Here is a 17,754-nt window from a genome sequence, read left to right as displayed (position 1 = left end):
ACTTTCTAACTTGACCCAAAGGAAATGGAGAGAAATTTTCCTCCAAGGAATGATCTAGGCTTATATATATATTGTATTGTTGCTTGAAATAAAATTTCCTATAAACTTTAATTAGGTTTACTGTAATGTACTCTCTAATAGTAACGTTTAGAACGGTTCCAAATGTTGGATATTTTTATCAATAAAGAACAGTGTGAGACAGTCAATTTAACTAACTATTGATTACTCTGAAGATTGAATTTGATTTGTTCGATTTCTTTAGTATTCTTAAGCTCCCACTGCTTCGTTATTTTGGTTTGAAATAATGAACTCATTTTGAGCAGGCTACAATCACTACAGTTGCTCCTCCTAGACTTGCAAAGAAGGTTATATAATATCCATGAGTAATTTCCGCTCTCTATAGACATGTAGTGTTTTTCGGTTAAGGGTTCATTCTTTAAATTAAATAATTCTACTTTCTTTGTGCTGTCTTGCGAACCAACGAATTACTTGGATTGCTACAATTTCCAGACAACTTGCAAACTCCTTAAGTTGTCCACTCGGGCACTCTTTTCCCTTTAATTTATAATTTGTTTTAGCATGGGCTATCAGGTTGCGAGTATCAGAAATTGAAGCAGCTAACTCTTCCAAACAGGAGGCTCTTAATTCTTTACTATCGCTTTTCTTTTTTACCTCACTGAATTTCTTTAAGGACTTGGGAACTGTATCAATTAAATCATTTAAATCACAGCACGTTTCAACCGTTAACTTAATTGCTTGATGATCCTTTTTATTATTACGATGTTCATCATAGAGATGTTCTAATTCTAAAACATAAGTAGCGTCTGGCTGTAGAACTTTTGGGCGATATAACTTCTTCACAACTTTTTACTTAGATATACACCTAATCGGCAATAGGACGATGTTCTTGTCCATTTCGGTAATCGGTAGAAGTTCTTGTCCTTGGCTCGGGACAAGAACTTCTACCGGCAAAACAAAAAAGCCGCTAAAATAGCGACTTTAATGGGACCATATTCTTGTCCTTCGACAAGTAGTAGGCAATTTTCTATGAGATGTCTGGTAGACAACATTCTCCATCTACAGCTGTATGCTTAAACCGAGAAAATTAATTGTTAATCATAATACCCACAGTATAAAGGAATTGGTAACAATGGACGATAGGTAAACCTGACTACTTACTAGTATGCATTGATCCATTTAATAAGTTCGTTAAAGTCAGCAAGGTTCATTAAATAACCTTGTTTTTTCGCAAAATCAACAGCATCTGTAGTGAAAGCAGATGTCGTTACTATTAGGCCAGCATTAACCTTTTCTGAAGTTTGAACGCCATATAGACCTCTTATTACATCAACACTGACTTTGTTTTCAGATCCATATTTTTTGCATTCCACATATATTACAAATGGCTTACCCATTACATTATATTTAACAATAAGATCTTTACCGCCATCACGAGTAGCGGGTGTTAACTTCACCTCATATCCTTTGGATCTAAATATTTCAGCAACAACTTCTTCAAATTCCCGTGAGGTGATATCATAAACATATTGGGGATTGTTTTTTATTTCCAAGATAATTTGATTAACTTTGGGTAGTTCATCTTCAATAGTCTCTTCATCAATAGAATACATCAGACCAACTGCTAATTCTGGAGCTTGGAGGTACCTACCTCCGGATATGTCCGCTTCCTCATAATTAAAGGCTCCCACTGGATACTCCCATCCACTGATGTTTATGCTTATTTCATTGGAGCAACCGGGGCAATCAACATTAGTATAAAATTCGTACTGTATTTCACCCCCCATACTTCTTTCATATGTTTCTGTCTCGCATTCAAATTGGTTTTTTCCTAATCTGATAATGTTATCACAACTTCCACATGTAATAATCACGTCATTAGCTAAGTTCATTTTACCCTCCTAAATTTAAGTTAGTAATAAAAGTTTTGTAATACGAGGGAAGGATCGGACAAATCAGTCAATTCGATCTGCCCAAGCATCAATCAGTTTGTCTATTTTGGCCCAAAGATTATGAAACGGTTCATATTCCCCTAAAACAACCCTTGCTACACCGTCCTCTGGATCATTTATGGAACGTGGTAGTTTAATAACTTGATATTGAATAATGGATTGCTTAGGGAACCCTGCAGGCTGTGAATTAACGTTAAACCATAAACCCGCTGGAGGCTTTAGAATTTCATTAACCATGGGAATAATTTTGCGTGCTAGATTGTCTAAATCACTCTCATGGTTTATCGCAGGAATGTAAAGAATGGTTACTTTCAAATTAACGAGAAGCGGGCGTAGGATGGAATACCTCTCTTTATATTGGTCAAGCATCGACCGAATAAGTTTCTTGAACTGGACAGTCTCTCCTTCTTTGGTAGGTAGGCCAGTAGATTTTAGTGGAGTAAACGGTACAGAAATTATTAAATCTCGACGATACTGATCTCTAAAATCATTAAAAATCGTTGAGTGTTTACCGATGTCTTCTCGGGTATCATACATTAATGGGATATGACTAGGCTTGATGTCTAATCCTCTCAAAAATGCAGATTGTGCACTACGTATATAGTGAGTTTCTAAACTTAAGTCCCTGAGAATATTAAGATCCTTTTTCAATTCTCTGTATTCTTCTAGCGACTCCAATGCGCGGTCAAGCGCATTGGGATCGTCTCGCTCAACATTCTCAATTAAATCATCTGCATCGTACAACATATAACCGTCATCTTCCGGGAAGCCAGAACCCGATCTAATATTTTCATAGAGTCTAAGGTCTTCCATAAAGTCTCGCATGGGAGCTATAGTGAGACGAATTAAGGGTTCTTCATTTTCTTCTTGGACGTGATAATTGACTATAAGCATGGAAATCTGTCGATCGTCTTTCATAGGTAGTCGAAGCGCCCTCGTTACCGTAGGATATAGTAAATCAATATAATTTTTAGCAAGCTTGTGTATGCTAGGAGGGTTTCCCCGCCTCGGAAAGAAATCTAATTGTATTACAACTGGTCCGTGAAAGGCCTTTCGATTGTTATCACGCATGTACTTATCAAGTTCTTGCTGAAATCTGCGTTTTTCTTCGAGAGGCATGCTATTTTTGCTGTATGTTTCCTGTAAAATTTGAAATTTCAACCGATTGTGATAACGATCCAAGTATCTTTTGTAATTGCCTATGCTTGTATGTAATAAATAATCCAGCTTTCTCATGGTGTCCTCCTAACTGATATGGAGGGAACATATCCCTCTCAAGTTTCTTTTAACATAATTAACATCTCAACTCTATGCTCTAAGTATAGCCTTGCGGGGGAAAGATAGCTATGCCCTCAGAATGAAGTTTATAGAGCATAAGAATTCTAAAAAACTCCCCTCACGATAAGGCGATGAGGAGTTCAGTGGTTAGATGTTCTAACAGTTGTCTGCTTTAAAAAAATCATGCAATGACGTACGAAGTCAAAAGGACTGTGCTTGTTAATTCTTACTCATTTCCTGCTACTCCCTTATTTCATAATTTACTGTCTAAGTTAACTATGGAATTTTGCTCTATCCAATTTCTCATATTACTAACTTTTCGTTTCTGATTATTTAACAAAATAATTTTATACCCCCATCCAACTATAATGTAATTTTTGTCTTTTTAAAGAATAAAAAAGACTGGCTTCTTCATGAAGAAGAAGCCAGATCTCTTATTTTAAATAGTAAATAGCCCTAACAACTAATTTTAAATGGGGGAAGAATATGTTTCTAATGCTGAAATGGTAATATCTAAGTTTTGAAGATACTGCTTACGACTGCGAGCTCCTCGGATAAAAGAAGTGTCCATTCCTGCTTTCCTCAGCTTCTCGATCCAATCAAGTGCTGCATCACGTCCCATCCCTTGTTGAAGCATTCCATAATACATATAGACAAGCTCATTGCTCACGTTTGTATTAAAGACCATCGGATCATCAGAATTAACATTGACAAGCACATTTGTTAGTTCGGCATTAACTGCAGACTGCAGTTTAAAGAGCTGATTACCAAACACAGAGTCAATTTCTCCGATCGCTTCGTTTGATGAAGGATTGACCTCGATTACAATTCCACTAGCGGAAACTTTATGAATTAAGTGATTTTGCATATCGTTCATTATGATTTGTTCAATTTCATTAGTCATGACATAGATCGGTTCTTCCATTTTTACTAGTGTTGTTTCTTGATGATAAGCTACATACAGTTTGTCCTGCAGTCTTATTGTTCGTTCGTATTCCTGTTGATTGCCTGCTCTTTCTTTAAGTTGTTGGAGTTTCATTACTTCTCTCGTGCGTCTCTTAAATCTACGTTCATAAACGGAATATAATACTGGAATTCGCAAATCACCTGCTGATACAACCTCTCCAAATAATTCTGCAGCAATTCGGTCAATCGTTCTCTCCAAATAAACCAGTGTCTCTGTTTGAAGCTTGGGTGTGTAGCTGTATACTCCCCAGATCCAAAGTAAGTTATCTAAATACTCACCACGAGGTAAGATAACCAAGGGGTTATGCCTTACCCATTCCGGTATATTTACTCCCAGTGCTATGCCGTGACCAATCCGATCACCTGCATGAAGTTTACAATAGCGTATGACTTCATCGATACGTCGAAGCCCTGAAATTAAATGTCGGAAGTCCTCTCCAGCATGAAAAGTAAAGAATAAGCTTTGCCGAGGTAGAATGTTCCCTTCCGGATCTTTAATTCGGAGTCCATCGTATATGCTATCTCGTGCTTCCTCGAATACTGGAGCGAACACCTGCACAGGCGTGTTGTTCTCTAGGCTGGCTGCATCCAAACCAACAATAAAGTTCGTAGCCATTGGAACGTCTCTACGTAGATCCTGCAAGTGCTGTACCTGCTTGATGTACTCCTCTTGCAGGTTTCCGAAGTGTAATGCCTTAAGTGTATGGATTCGTTCATCGTCATACATCCATAAGTCTTTGTTCGGGTTATCTGGTTTTTTTATGAAATGATAGACAATTCCGAGCATCGGAAATTCAACTTGAGGGTCGTCCTCAACCCCGTAATCCTCACGAATTACTTCGCGATAAGATTTTAAAATTTCGGACAGGGTCTGCTTGTTTGCTTGTAATTTATTTTTAATTGAAATTCTTAGTTCGACTTTTTTTAAGTAACGATTCTGGAATAATGTTCGTAGCATCGTTTTGTAATAATCCCCATTTTTGGCGATACCATCTGTTGCCCGATCAAAATATCCCCTAAAGAAATCTAGCCCATGCATGACTGTCGGCTGGGTGACCTGTTGATAAAATTCATTCTTGATAGACAAGTAGATAAAAAAAGTTCGGAAAAATTGTTCGAAATTCTCGATAAACATGGGCGATTCCTGAATTCGATGTTTATACAACATAACAAGATGCAAAAATATATTTTCTCCGTACGTCTTTACACCTTTATGATTCGAAAAAATACTGAAAATAAAATCTAACGCCTCAGATTCGTCGTCATCTGTAAAAGCAAGTCTGATTCGTTCAATTGCGCTTATTAATTCTTCTGATGGAGCAAATTCACAGTCTCGATCCCTAAGTAGTTTCATTAATAGTTGTAAAGTCTCCGGATCTTCCTTAGTAAAGTTATCTCTCAACCATTTAAATAGTGGATCATGTTTTTGAGCGATAAATCCCTTCTGGTAAACATCCGGATTATTGTAAAATTGATCTTTCAGATAAAGTGTCAATATTATCCGGAGAAGTCTTGCTGTCAAGATATAGGATTCCACATGCATTGAGGCAGCCAGATGATTGGGTTGAAACTTCTTTAGGTATCCTGCTTTAATTCGGCCGTTCATCACCGCTTGCCACAAAATGGAGAAATTAAACGCAGCCGAAGCGTGAATATGGTTTTCTGCTACTCCTCTACCCAAGATGTCATCAAGTGCCGCGTCAGCCAAATTCACATGTTGATAGAACTCATTCAGCTCATAAGGTTCATGCAAACCATTTTTAATAAAGTGAAGTATGATTATTAGATCAAGCGGAATAAACCTACTGATCGCATGAAAAAAATGAACTTTGTCTTGACCCTTGTAATGTTCCATGAAATCAATGAACTTCCATTCCTTATCATTGTTCACATCATTTTTCCAATATTTGAATACGACATCTCCATCGCGATATGAAATTAGTGAATCACCGAATTCTTCCAATATTCGAAAATAGTGAAGATACAACTTCTTTTCTATAGGAATTGATTTCTTAAAGGATTTATAGCGAAAGCCTGCTCTTTCGGCTTCATCGTCGTTACAAAGCATCGGATAGAACTTCTGCATGAGCAGATTAATTTCATCCATACTTTTTGGTCGCGCTTTTCGAAGGACTTCATTCTGAATTTGAGTTTGAAGATCCCATTGGGCTCTTTGCCGAGCTTTCTTACCTACTTCACTTTTCTCATCTGTATAACCTAATGCCGCTAGAATCTCAAGCTGACCAATAAAACGCAAATTCTGGAATGGGAAAAGTGAAATGTTGATAAGAAGACTGATTTTGTTAATCATTATTTAGTCCCCTGAAACTTCAATATCTGTATTTAGTTCATCAAAACTATTATCTATTATGTCTTCAATTTCTTGTTCAGAGAGTTCAGCTGTGTCCAAATCTTTCATTTCAAGATTGTAGCCCCTGATTTCTGCTAACGTTCTCATCTCTAATCGGGTTTTTGATTCGAGTAGTTTATTCTGAATTGATTTCTTAGCTCCTTCATATTCATTCAAGCCGGTTTCAATCTGATTTGCCCCGACATACTTAGCATATTGTTGTATCGTAACAAGCTCTAACTCAGAAAAATTTTCAATGGAAAATCTGGAAGCCGCTCTTAGATTGGGAAGCAAGGCAGAAGCCTCGTTTCGTCCATAGTAAACTCTATTATTTTGTGATAAGTTTTCAATTATTTGAAGACCAGAACTGAATGTTTTATAGTTTTTTGTATTACACATACGTCTGAAAGCATTTTTGGCTTGTTGATAACGAGTAAGACTTACTCCAGAGTATTTGTACAAGAAATTATCTTTGACTTTTTGGTCAATGCTGTCTAGTTCAATTTCTATTTCCCACATAGAGAATTTCACACGAATATCTTTAGCAAATATTTTCATCCTATTCTCTAAAGTAGAGTAGATTACATCCGGTACGTTAGAACCTATATTTTCTCTCTCACTATTGATAATATTTAAAGTATGTCCAATGTCTGTTGATTTTACATCAAATTTATAATTTATGTCTTCCATGTTCTTAATGAAAATAATAGAATTTAGGAATAATGACCTCTTAATTTGCAGCTCTATATAATCAGTCCAATCACCTCTTGCATTCTCAAGAGCTCTGTCCCATTCATCCATCATCAACTTGAATTGTCGTTCTGCAGTCACTACTTCTGCTGTTTCTGCAGATAAGGATTCTAAAAGGTTAAGACTGAAGTTGGCCATTTGGCTTTTATCACTGTCTTGATTACTGTATGCCTGATGACAGAGCCCCTCAAGTAAAGAGAATGTTGTACTCTCAACTTTTCCTACTACCAGCTGCCTTTGATTTCTCATTTCTTCTTCTTGAAGCAAGAGATTATGAATCGTTTTTATCACAAATTCATCCTGAACTTGTGCATTCTCCGAGTCCCATCTGTTTTTATAATATAAGTCTATGTCTGTATTTGAAATTAATTGAGCTAACAATGCGGCAATCTCAGGTTCTGCTAGTAAAGCAATTGTCTCCACGAGGAAAAATAAACGATATTCTGAATACTGATATCTTTTAATATATTTTTCTATAATATTTTTTTCTGAAATATCTCTTAATTCATGTGGTTTAATTAATAAATCACTCATTACTTTTCTCCGCCAGTTAAAGTAACCTGCATGATCATGCATTACATCTGGTAATAAATTTCTAACAATCTCACTAATAACATATAACGAGATTTTAAAATCTACCAACTCTTTTTCCAACTCAAATCTACTCTCTAAATCACTTAAAACCTCATATTGAATTGATGAACTTTTCGCTTCACTTCCCCAGATTAGAAACCTCTCATAAATGAATTCTTGATGAGGTAGCAGTTTAGTATTTGATAAAATTAAAGTATCGATAAATGCCTTAACCAATTGAAAATGTTTCTCTAACTTGTTTATGTTTTCATCTTCCTTTGCTTTTAACAATTGGTTGAGATGATAATACGCATTTACGATACCTCTCGGTCGTTCATCAAAAATTAAATAACTTCTGTTTATCGGTTTATTAGTAGCTTCACTCTCTTTGTAACTAAATATTGACCATCTTCCCATTAGTTTCACCAGTTGGTCTAGGAGTGTCTCATCCCCAAAACCAAAATTTGGAATCGTTGTTTCGTTCCATTTCACCAATTGATGACGTCTCGCTGGAGGTATGATCTTTTTAAGATATTCATGAGCCAGACCAGTTTTTCGCTTCAATATGGTTAAGTTTTCCATTTTATCTTTAGAGTTTTTTTCAAATTCTCTATCTTTCCATTTACTTAATATCCCATCATTATCTCTATCTAACAATTTCAATGAATCATAGGCACCTAATCCAAGCTCTTTCAGCGGTTCATCTTGTAATAAGGCAAGTGTCAGTGATTCGGTCAAGATTTCATAGTCTCCTGACAAAACGGTGATTACATTCGGATGATTTGTATATTGCAATAGAGCATCCATCAGCTCACGAGTTTTAGATGTTTTTAAGTCAATATCGTCAATAAATATATAAATAAGCGGAACTCCGGATGTACTGTCTGATTTTACTGTGCTATTTTCGTTTTGGTCTTGAGAACCTAATGATTTTTTCAAATCTACGATCGTATCTATCAGTATCATTAGTTTCTTTTTAAATTCAATATCAGGGATCAGTAATCGTTCTGATTTACGGATATGAGTAGCGAAATCAGCATAGTTTTGTCCCAGAATGTCACGGTACTGACGCTCGGTGTACAGATGATATTCAATTGTCTCATCAATAATTTGTTTAAGTGGGTTATTCGGCCTTAAGGTATCATTGTTGAAATACATACTAAGATTCTCCGGTACGTCCGATTCATTCTTCAGTATTTGTAGAAGCTTTCTGCCCTCTTCACAGAGCAATCCGACAATTGAACCAATAATCTTTGTGTTTTCCCCGAAGTTATCAGGTTCTATCAGCGGCAGTAGAATGTTGTTATTGTACTTATCTTCGTTTAACTTGACTCGCAGTGTGTATAGGGCAGAGGATTTCCCCGTCCCCCTCGGCCCAAAAATACCAACAGTATTATTGAAATCTTGCTTATTTTGAACATTACGTCGATTCAAACTTTTCTCAATTTGTTTGGCAGCAGTTAAGCGAACTTCGTTTAACTGTTCCAGTAGAAGATCGTAAGTAGGCATAATCTTATAGATTTGGTCACCAAGTGCTCTAGCTCCGATAATTACTTCGTCTTGCTCCTCAGATGTACTTACTTTTGAACTCATAATTTAATTTCCCTTCTTTGATCAATTTAAGTTATATTTAGCACGATGATTTCAGCTTCCCGGTCCTTTCAACTAGCGACTCTAAAAATGAAATCGTACCGTCACGAGGATCCGGAATACTAGAAATAATAGGTGTGATGCCACGAGCCTGCAAAATACGTTCCTGAATTGGATTAGGGCTTGTCAAGAACATATATACAGGAGGACGAACACTAGTGGAATTGAAAGTTTTCCAAATTTGGTTCAGCTTATAAAGTAGCACTCGGAGATTAATATCGCTCAGGCTGTAGCCCAGGAAAAGTATCGATTTTCCTAGTATGTCAGAACGAAACTTTATATCCAAAGGAGACTCGAAATCTAGCCGGTCAAAGAAACTTGACTCGGTTAGAACAATAGTTGATTCATCTTTGGTTTCCATATCACCATGAAACTTTATGATTTGTGTGTCGCACCCGTTGCTTCTCGCAATATCCTTTACATCAGAAATTTTGCGACAATTAATATTAGGAGCATATTCTTCAAAAGCCATTTCTAATCCGTTATCATAATTCGTCGTGTATATGATCGGGAAATTCAGCTGTACCAACAATTCATGAACTGTTGAGGCTTTGACCATATCCGTACTGACAATCCATTTACTTTGGAATTTTTCTAAAAGTGGAGTTAATGAGCCTTTTTCTAGAACATAATATTCTGCTAGAGACAAGTAGTCATCATTGCCTAAATTCCAAAATATTTCTGGATCGAAGCCCAACTCCATACCTAATTGATCGATTAATTCTCCATAAGAAGGAAGCGAGAGATTACGGGACACTCCTGCTCCAGCAAATAAAATGGTATCGCCTTTTTGAATACTTCGAGCCAGTTTATAGATATATCCGTCACTCATACTCAGATCTCTCCTTTAGACTGCAAGTCTTTCAGGAACTTCCTTACAGCTTTTCTTCGCATAGAAATTTCATTTTTATCATCAGAAGACAATTCGGCAAGGGTTTCCCTAAGCTTCTTCGGAATGAAAACCCTATCCCAGCCAAAACCATTATCTCCACTCGCTTTTTTTGCTAGCTTTCCTTTTATCTCTCCCACATAGGTATGTATCTTCTTACCATCGATATAGGCAAGATAAGTCCGAGCAGCTATCTTCCGGTCGGTGCCAACGAGTTTTATAAACTTCTCCTCAGCCAGGTTACTCCAGATAATTTGTGTCAAGCCACCAGGCAAATCTCCCCAATCTCTTAAATGTAAGCTTGTATGTTCTACCAATAAAGGACGCTTGATCTTTTTAAAAGCCTCTAAAGCTTTAAACTTAATTAATTTTTCCATGTCCTCTGTTTGAATTTCGCTAGTTTCAACTGGATGAAATCTAAAAACAGGCTTTTTTTTACTAGGATAGCTTTGAACAATCTCGTTAAGTTCTTTAAACTTATCTTCACTGCTTGTCACAAACCATATTTCTTTCAAGCATTTTCCGCCCTTTCAAATGAGAGACATAATAATTAATATATCGGGATATTTACACCTTTATCTGAGAAAAAATGTGATTTAATCGCAGTAAATTGCAAAGCATGCATTTGTATTGCCGTATCCTATTTCGTTTAATCTCAAGTGTGAGCGCACTTAACTTCTGTTTCACGCTGTCTATGGCCCCCCCTCCTAAAACACCATTCCATGAAGAAAGGCTATAATTTCAATCCATAGTGCTGTGTCTATTTATTAGCCATAAAGTAACTACAAAACTTAGAACAAGGCCAAAAACAAATAAAATAGTTCTTCTTACAATCAATAAAAAATGAGGATAGACAAATTCCATCCCCACCTCAAACCGGAACAGCGTTAATCCCAAAAAGAAGCATTTAAAACGTAATTAAGGCTATTCCCCCAATTAGAAATTCCAACCAACCTCATCATTTTAAATATCATGCAGTCGCTTCATGCTGAAAGGACAACATAATCTCTACTGGTGCCATGCTACTTGTATATAGAGATATATTTAGTACTAATCAAAGATTAATCTTGAAAAGAACTATCGATATACATTATAAAATGTAGCTAAATAGCTCACTTTAGTTTGATAGCTGAGATCCTCTCGAATAAGAAAATCAATAATTAACTCTTCAATTGGTAAGCCATCTTGATCAATTACCTTTGAAGTTGGGATTGTAAAGTAACCTTCGCGATCAAACGTCACCAAATATTCTTGGATTACTTTTGATTTTGGTAAGAGAGTACCTATAGTAACTTTTGTTGTCTGATTAGCGTATTCTTGAAATCTGCCGCTAACGTTAAGTGTTGTATCTTCATTGTATTTGGCTTTGATAAAACGATCTTGCTTAATAAATGGGCTGACTTGTTCTGGTCTACCTTGAATACTATTCATCCCTTCTTGGACCAAGTTACGAAGAAACTGGACCGCTTCTGCTCGAGTCAAAGAGTCATTACCTTGATACCCATCTATGGTTGATGCTGTTTTCCCTGTCGAGTATCCCATATCTAAGAGAAAACGTACGGCATCCTGAGCATTGCTATAATTCTTACCATGTAGACCTGCGATAATTGATGCAACTTCATATCTTGTTAATGGCTCTTGACGAGCTGCTTTCTTTAATGCGCTTTTATCTAAATCAAGATTATATGAAAGAGCATAGTTATAGTATGGGTCACTCCATGACCCTATGGACCATTTTGTTTTAGTTTTAGATCGATTGTGAATTTCCGTCGGAATTTCTTTCTCATACAGCTTAAATAACATTTTAAGGAATTCCTCTTCACTAACTAGCCTATTGGGTTTGAAAGTATTGTCTGCGTAGCCTCCCATAATCTCCAGTTTTTTACCCCAATTCACGGCATCATTAGCCCAATGTGACGCCATATCGCTAAATGTATTTTTGACTGTAGGTAATACATCAACAGTGAAGCTTACTATTTTACCCTCATAACTAACTACAACTTTTGCAGTTCCCGCAGAGTCACCTACCAAATTACCGTTTTGAATGACAACATGACTTGAATCAGATTTATATTGAGATTCTGAACTTACGTCCCTAATGGTTCCTTGTTCTGTTGTTAAGAAGACCTTAGGTAGATTGATCGATTGACCCTCATTAAGAGATAAATTCGATTTATTTAATGTCAAGCTGTGCGCTGTCTCATTACGAGTAGTAAAACTCCACGTTTTAGTGTCCTCTTGTGGAGGTATACCATACCCTTCATAAGACTGCTTGCTTTGGCCAAAATCAATCTGGACAGTATATTTCTCATTAGGTTTCAATGGCTGCTTGGGAATCAGCAGTATAGCTTCTTCAACTCCACCATGCTCACTATCTACAAGGTAAAAATCAACTGATTGACCCTTAGAATCTGTAAATGTTGCTGAGTGGTATTTCATTTTATTAGAATAACTCGTACTAATGGAAATTGGATAACCAACTTGCTCGCCTTCTTTTTGATAGTAGGCCAGAGGATTAGGGGATTCTAGGGCTACCCATGACAAAGGAACATTTTTCTGCCCTTCCGCAGGAAACAAAACGACACTACGATCAATTAGTTTCTCACCTACCCGCTTTGTTCCTGGTGTAATAACCAAATGATTTGTGCTCACTCCTATACCCGCTTCGTCAGGTCCCGGACCTAGTAAAATAATTCGGTGTAACGGAGCTGCAATTAATCTATTCAGAGATTCAACCGGATCAGATTTCATCGGACTGACTACCTCACTTACATTGATGTTGGGATAACCAAAAGCCTGTAATCTCATAGAAGGAAAAGTACCTGAGAACAAGGGATGTGCCGGATTCTCAATATGGCCGGTTGTTCCTGTTGCTTTTAGATAATTAGCATGAGCTTGTGCACCTTTATTCAGATTTTCATTGATAGTAAGAGGCTCCAATTTTGCAAAGGAACGGTATTGATTGAGTTCCTTCAGCACTTCTTCTCTTTGTTTTGAGATAGACGATAGATCTAAGCCTGAATAAACATCTAGAGTGGACTGTTCTACATTTGGTGCATCTGTTTGAATTCTATACTTTTCTATGACACTCACAGGGATGTTTAGAGTCAGCCCTTGATATTCTATATGTAATGAAGTTCTTCCAAGTGAAACGGAGTAAACTTGGCAGTCGTTGACTACAACGGCTACACTACTGTCTTCAATTGTACAACTGGCAAGAGAATTAACTGACTTTTCGACTCCAAAATCTCCTAATGCCGAAAAAGAAGTGCTATACTCCGTATTGAGTCCAATAGTGATTTCTTGAGTTCCTGCAGATAAGCGAGTATAAGTTCCTTCAGCGGCAGATATAGAATTAGAAGAAAAAAGGAATAAAATTGAAATTCCTAAGATGAGTAATCCTATAAAAGTCTGGTTAACTAGTTTCCTAAATAAGTAGATCATTATTAATACATCCTCTCTAAGTTTCATAATTTAGATATAATTAATTACTTCCAAACTATAAGGTTTTTAAATTACGGTATCCAGCTATCAAGTTTGTCCACTCGCTGACATACACATTTAATACAACACAAAGAAAATGAAGAGCCATTACCCTCCACAAAATAAATTTAAGTTTTTTACATTTAAAGTGTTGTTGTCAATTTCAAAGATACACCCTGACCTTTATGGGCTTTTAGTGAAATGTACGTAATACTGTTATCGACTTTGGGAGCGGTATATAATGTATAAAGCTTTGCTAACTGTTGAGATTTAATGTTACCGTACTCTTATTCTTGCTAAATCAATTATCCTACTCTCGGGATCATATGTATATGAAGCACTTAGAACTTTTAAGACCTAATGAGACCAATTAAATTATTAACCCTTAAGTGGCTTATCTGTATAGTCAAATTTTTTAAGATGATTTTTTTAGCTCCTCTATTTTCCAAAGTGGTTCAACATCGCAATTATGTATTACTTATCATAAAAAAATGAGTAATACCAAAGAACTAAAAAACACCCTTTTTGTTCACTATCTAGCCCCCCCATAATGGTTCTTTTTTCCTAATTATCATAACATACAATATCTGATAAATAAATATATAGATACCATTTTCAAGAATTCGTCATCATGACTGATATAGAGCGTTTACAAATAGAAGAAACCAATTGCAATGGTACCTTCCTTTATTAGAACTCGATTCTATATGGTATACTTCTTTTTCTAATTGTTTAAATAATTGATAGCGCTTTATTTCCACTGAAAATAACAACCCTCCAAGAATGATACGGACTCCGCTGATACCTATTTGTATGTAGTTGTACGCGTCTCCTCCGACAATACGACTGTCTGACTTAGATCAGATTGTCTCAACCCTGGTTACACCTAAATAACCATACATAATGCTCATCATGTTTAGTTCTACATCATTACTTCCTTTTAAAGGAGGACCTGTTCTACTTAGTAATGATCTAACTGAAGAAAACAGTCGAATATGCAGCAATTTATCAAAGTGCAATAAACCGGACTAACACGATTGTTAGAAATGTTTCACAGATCATGTTCCTTGTATCGACGTTCTTTTGCCGCTGATCTGTTTTTCTCCACTTGTAATAGCCCAAGCGGGAAAACGTAGCTAGCTTTAAGAGCAAACCAGACCGTGGCGTGCTCGCAGGTCCTCTATGATTTGAAATCTGACTGCTTTACTCGTCATTACTTGTGTTGATTTTGGAAACCTGCCTTTTAAGTATTCAATTTCTGCCCGCAAAAATGCCATCTCATCTTCCATACTGGAAAACTTTGTTCTAAGGCGTCCCCGTTTGGATGTAGCAGTTTCTAGACTCATTCCCTGTTTCGTTTTTGCTGCCGATACTTGTACCTGATATTTATCTTGAACATCTAAATGTGTCGCTACTTCACGTATACTCATATGTTCCTCGTTGACCAGCAGGGCCGCCTCGATTTCAATTCAAGGATTACCGTCGGAATTCCTTTCCTTTTTTTGTAATGAAAAAAAATCCCCTTCACATGATTAAGTTCATCTTACCAGATGTCTTTTTTTCATATCAAGAAGGGGATAATACTATAATTTGCTATTTTAGGTTTAAATCTGTCTTGATTAATAGTTTTTTGAAGATAAGTAATGCTCAATTCAGCTACTTCAGCAATATGTGTGATCATTGGAGTATTTAATTTTTTATTTTAAGTATTCATCTTTGATATTCTTCATGTTAGCCCCTACTACAATGGCTATTCTATCTCCTACCTTTTCTTTAAGTTCAATATGATTTAAGCTTTTTTGATAAGGTGTTAATTTAGAAAGTTCATTTGGCCAATAAAATACACCTGCATTAATAAATGCCTCATATTCCTCAAACGTAATTGAAAATATTGCAAAATGTTGTTTTTTTATATTGTACCTCGCAAAATTATATATTACCTCATAGCTTAATAAGTGCTGTTCTGGCAGGATGTTACGTGTTTGATCCTATATAGGTTTGAAATAAGCCTTACGGATATTTGTGTTGTCTTTCCCAACTAAAGCTGTTCCTCTTTGTTGATGGATTCGGGGATTATCTTCAATACCCCTTTTGCCTTACCCCCGTGGATGTAAAATTTCCAATTACTTCTCGATTTTCTTGTCGCGAAGGACATAATATGCATAATCGACTGTTCGTTTAACATATGAGGAACAGTCACTTTTATGAAATGCATCAATTATTAATTGTATATGCATTCCGCTTTCGAATTGCAAGCCTGTTTGTGCATCATAATAATACATAAATGCACTCCATACCATGGCATCTTCCCAAGTACCGGTTGTGTTTAGTTCTAAGAAAGTGTCAGTGTGTTTATTGATCAATTGAGTTAAGCCATCTACTGTTTTACTTTTTGGATCGGATAAAATTCTAGTCCATTCCTCGCTTGCCTTTTCATAATCTGATACAATCTGATTTGCATAGTTAGGTATATTACGAGCGGTTCTATTTAACACTAACATCGTATTTTTGGCCATTACCAACACCATCCTCTGAAGTGTAATTTCGATTGTAGAATGTATTAAAATAAGTAGGAATTGTATTTTTTACATTTGGCAGCTTTCCGCTTTTGTAAAGTAAGCCACTGCTTTGAGAATTTATAATGAGTTTATAGTGATAAGTGTCTATCAACTTGTTCAATTCAAACTATAACGAATCTGCATCACGTTTGGCCCTTTGATATTCTCTTTCATCTCGAACTGCTCGATTCCATTCTGATTGCGAATACCTAACATTATAATTAGCTTGTTTTACAAACTTTTCTTTTGAAAAATTGGCCTGTTTCCGTTTTTCCTCAGCTGTATCATATGCCTCACTTTTTAATCGTTCTTTCTCTTTGTGTAAATTACTTTCCCCATTATTCCATCCGGTACTATGGTTTGGATTCCCAAACATTGAGACAGTCTTATCCAGTAAAAACAGCAGAGCGAATACAATAGTACCTCCGACCATAAGTAAGAAATCAATGACCTTAAGACGCAACATTCCTCCCTTCAAGGAAGATACACTTCCCTTTTTTAATAACTTCAACATTCTAGCTTTATCTTTCTGACTTAGAATTCCTCCATCATATTTTCCTGCTTCTATCTCTTCAATCAATCTTCCGTTAGTATTTGTTACACGAACCATAACTTTATTGATCAACTTTGCTGATATTATAGCAAAGACTATTGGAATAATGAATGTAATAGCTAGATGTATGAGAGCATCCCATACATCAGATACTAGCACTTGAGATGCATACGTATTAGTTAAGTTAAGTAGAAGAAACAGAATAATAAACCCGCATACAGTTCCATACATACTATGCCATTTGAAGTTTTTTTCATCATCAAAGGAGATGGGCTGCCTTTTAATCTTATTCGTAAGTAGCTTTACAACTAAAATACTGATAAACCCAGCGGGGATTACAAATATCACACCATAAATACCAAGTGAGAAATGATTTGTATGAGAAGTGTATAAACCTCCTTCAAAAATCACCTCTTGAGTCATTACTCGATTGATCAATTTATTAATTGCAATGGTCAAAATAATCGTTAGGATAATTACAGGTAAAGTCTTTCCCTTCAAAGTTTCCTTCATTGTCCATTTGTTCATCTCTTTCATTCCTTTACTCATCATCTAGGTTTCTAATCAGCAACCAACTTAAAGTACAAGCAATACGTCTTTTTCATTTTCACTTCCGAAAAATACGTTTGAAAACAAAATATACTCTGTGATCCAGTAATTCATTTACAAACAATCTTTCTACAGTTTCATTATACGAAAGATCAAGCACTTACACGTAATAGTTTCAAGTGAAT

At 36.1% G+C, this 17,754-nt stretch carries 11 protein-coding genes; all 11 read right to left on the bottom strand.

Annotated elements, in window-relative coordinates:
• Positions 1–441: 441 nt before the first annotated feature.
• On the bottom strand, positions 442–861 hold the full coding sequence (locus BLS14_RS31625; RefSeq protein WP_090955801.1) for a hypothetical protein: 420 nt from the start codon (positions 859–861) through the stop codon (positions 442–444).
• A 317-nt stretch (positions 862–1,178) separates the two neighbouring features.
• Positions 1,179–1,910: a restriction endonuclease gene (locus tag BLS14_RS31620; RefSeq protein WP_090955799.1), complete on the bottom strand. Its 732-nt coding sequence runs from the start codon at positions 1,908–1,910 to the stop codon at positions 1,179–1,181.
• A gap of 63 nt (positions 1,911–1,973) precedes the next feature.
• Positions 1,974–3,206, bottom strand: a complete 1,233-nt coding sequence (locus tag BLS14_RS31615) for a hypothetical protein (RefSeq protein WP_090955797.1) — start codon at positions 3,204–3,206, stop codon at positions 1,974–1,976.
• 511 nt (positions 3,207–3,717) lie between these two features.
• Complete coding sequence (locus BLS14_RS31610) at positions 3,718–6,525, bottom strand: amidohydrolase family protein (RefSeq protein ID WP_090955795.1); 2,808 nt, start codon at positions 6,523–6,525, stop codon at positions 3,718–3,720.
• 3 nt (positions 6,526–6,528) lie between these two features.
• Positions 6,529–9,480 carry a hypothetical protein gene (locus BLS14_RS31605; protein ID WP_090955793.1) on the bottom strand — a complete coding sequence of 984 codons (2,952 nt, stop codon included), beginning with the start codon at positions 9,478–9,480 and terminating at the stop codon, positions 6,529–6,531.
• A 37-nt stretch (positions 9,481–9,517) separates the two neighbouring features.
• Entirely contained in the window at positions 9,518–10,369 is an 852-nt protein-coding gene (locus BLS14_RS31600) for an SIR2 family protein (RefSeq protein WP_090955791.1), read from the bottom strand.
• Positions 10,370–10,371: 2 nt separating this feature from the next.
• Positions 10,372–10,941, bottom strand: coding sequence for a non-canonical purine NTP pyrophosphatase (locus BLS14_RS31595; RefSeq protein ID WP_090955789.1), 570 nt, complete (start codon positions 10,939–10,941; stop codon positions 10,372–10,374).
• A gap of 562 nt (positions 10,942–11,503) precedes the next feature.
• A complete protein-coding gene (locus tag BLS14_RS31590) occupies positions 11,504–13,870 on the bottom strand; it encodes an S-layer homology domain-containing protein (protein WP_176854907.1) in 2,367 nt (788 codons plus the stop codon).
• A gap of 1,181 nt (positions 13,871–15,051) precedes the next feature.
• The gene (locus tag BLS14_RS31585; RefSeq protein ID WP_176854905.1) at positions 15,052–15,339 is read right to left on the bottom strand and encodes a transposase; all 288 of its coding nucleotides are present in this window, start codon (positions 15,337–15,339) and stop codon (positions 15,052–15,054) included.
• 693 nt (positions 15,340–16,032) lie between these two features.
• Positions 16,033–16,425 carry a hypothetical protein gene (locus BLS14_RS31580; RefSeq protein ID WP_090955785.1) on the bottom strand — a complete coding sequence of 131 codons (393 nt, stop codon included), beginning with the start codon at positions 16,423–16,425 and terminating at the stop codon, positions 16,033–16,035.
• Between the two features lie 169 nt (positions 16,426–16,594).
• On the bottom strand, positions 16,595–17,548 hold the full coding sequence (locus BLS14_RS31575; protein ID WP_143021614.1) for a hypothetical protein: 954 nt from the start codon (positions 17,546–17,548) through the stop codon (positions 16,595–16,597).
• Positions 17,549–17,754: the final 206 nt, after the last annotated feature.

This window comes from Paenibacillus sp. OK060, assembly GCF_900101205.1.
Taxonomy (GTDB): Bacteria; Bacillota; Bacilli; order Paenibacillales; family Paenibacillaceae; genus Paenibacillus; species Paenibacillus marchantiae.
Note: the sequence above shows the minus strand (reverse complement) of the source record. Positions and strands in the feature narration are given on the sequence as shown.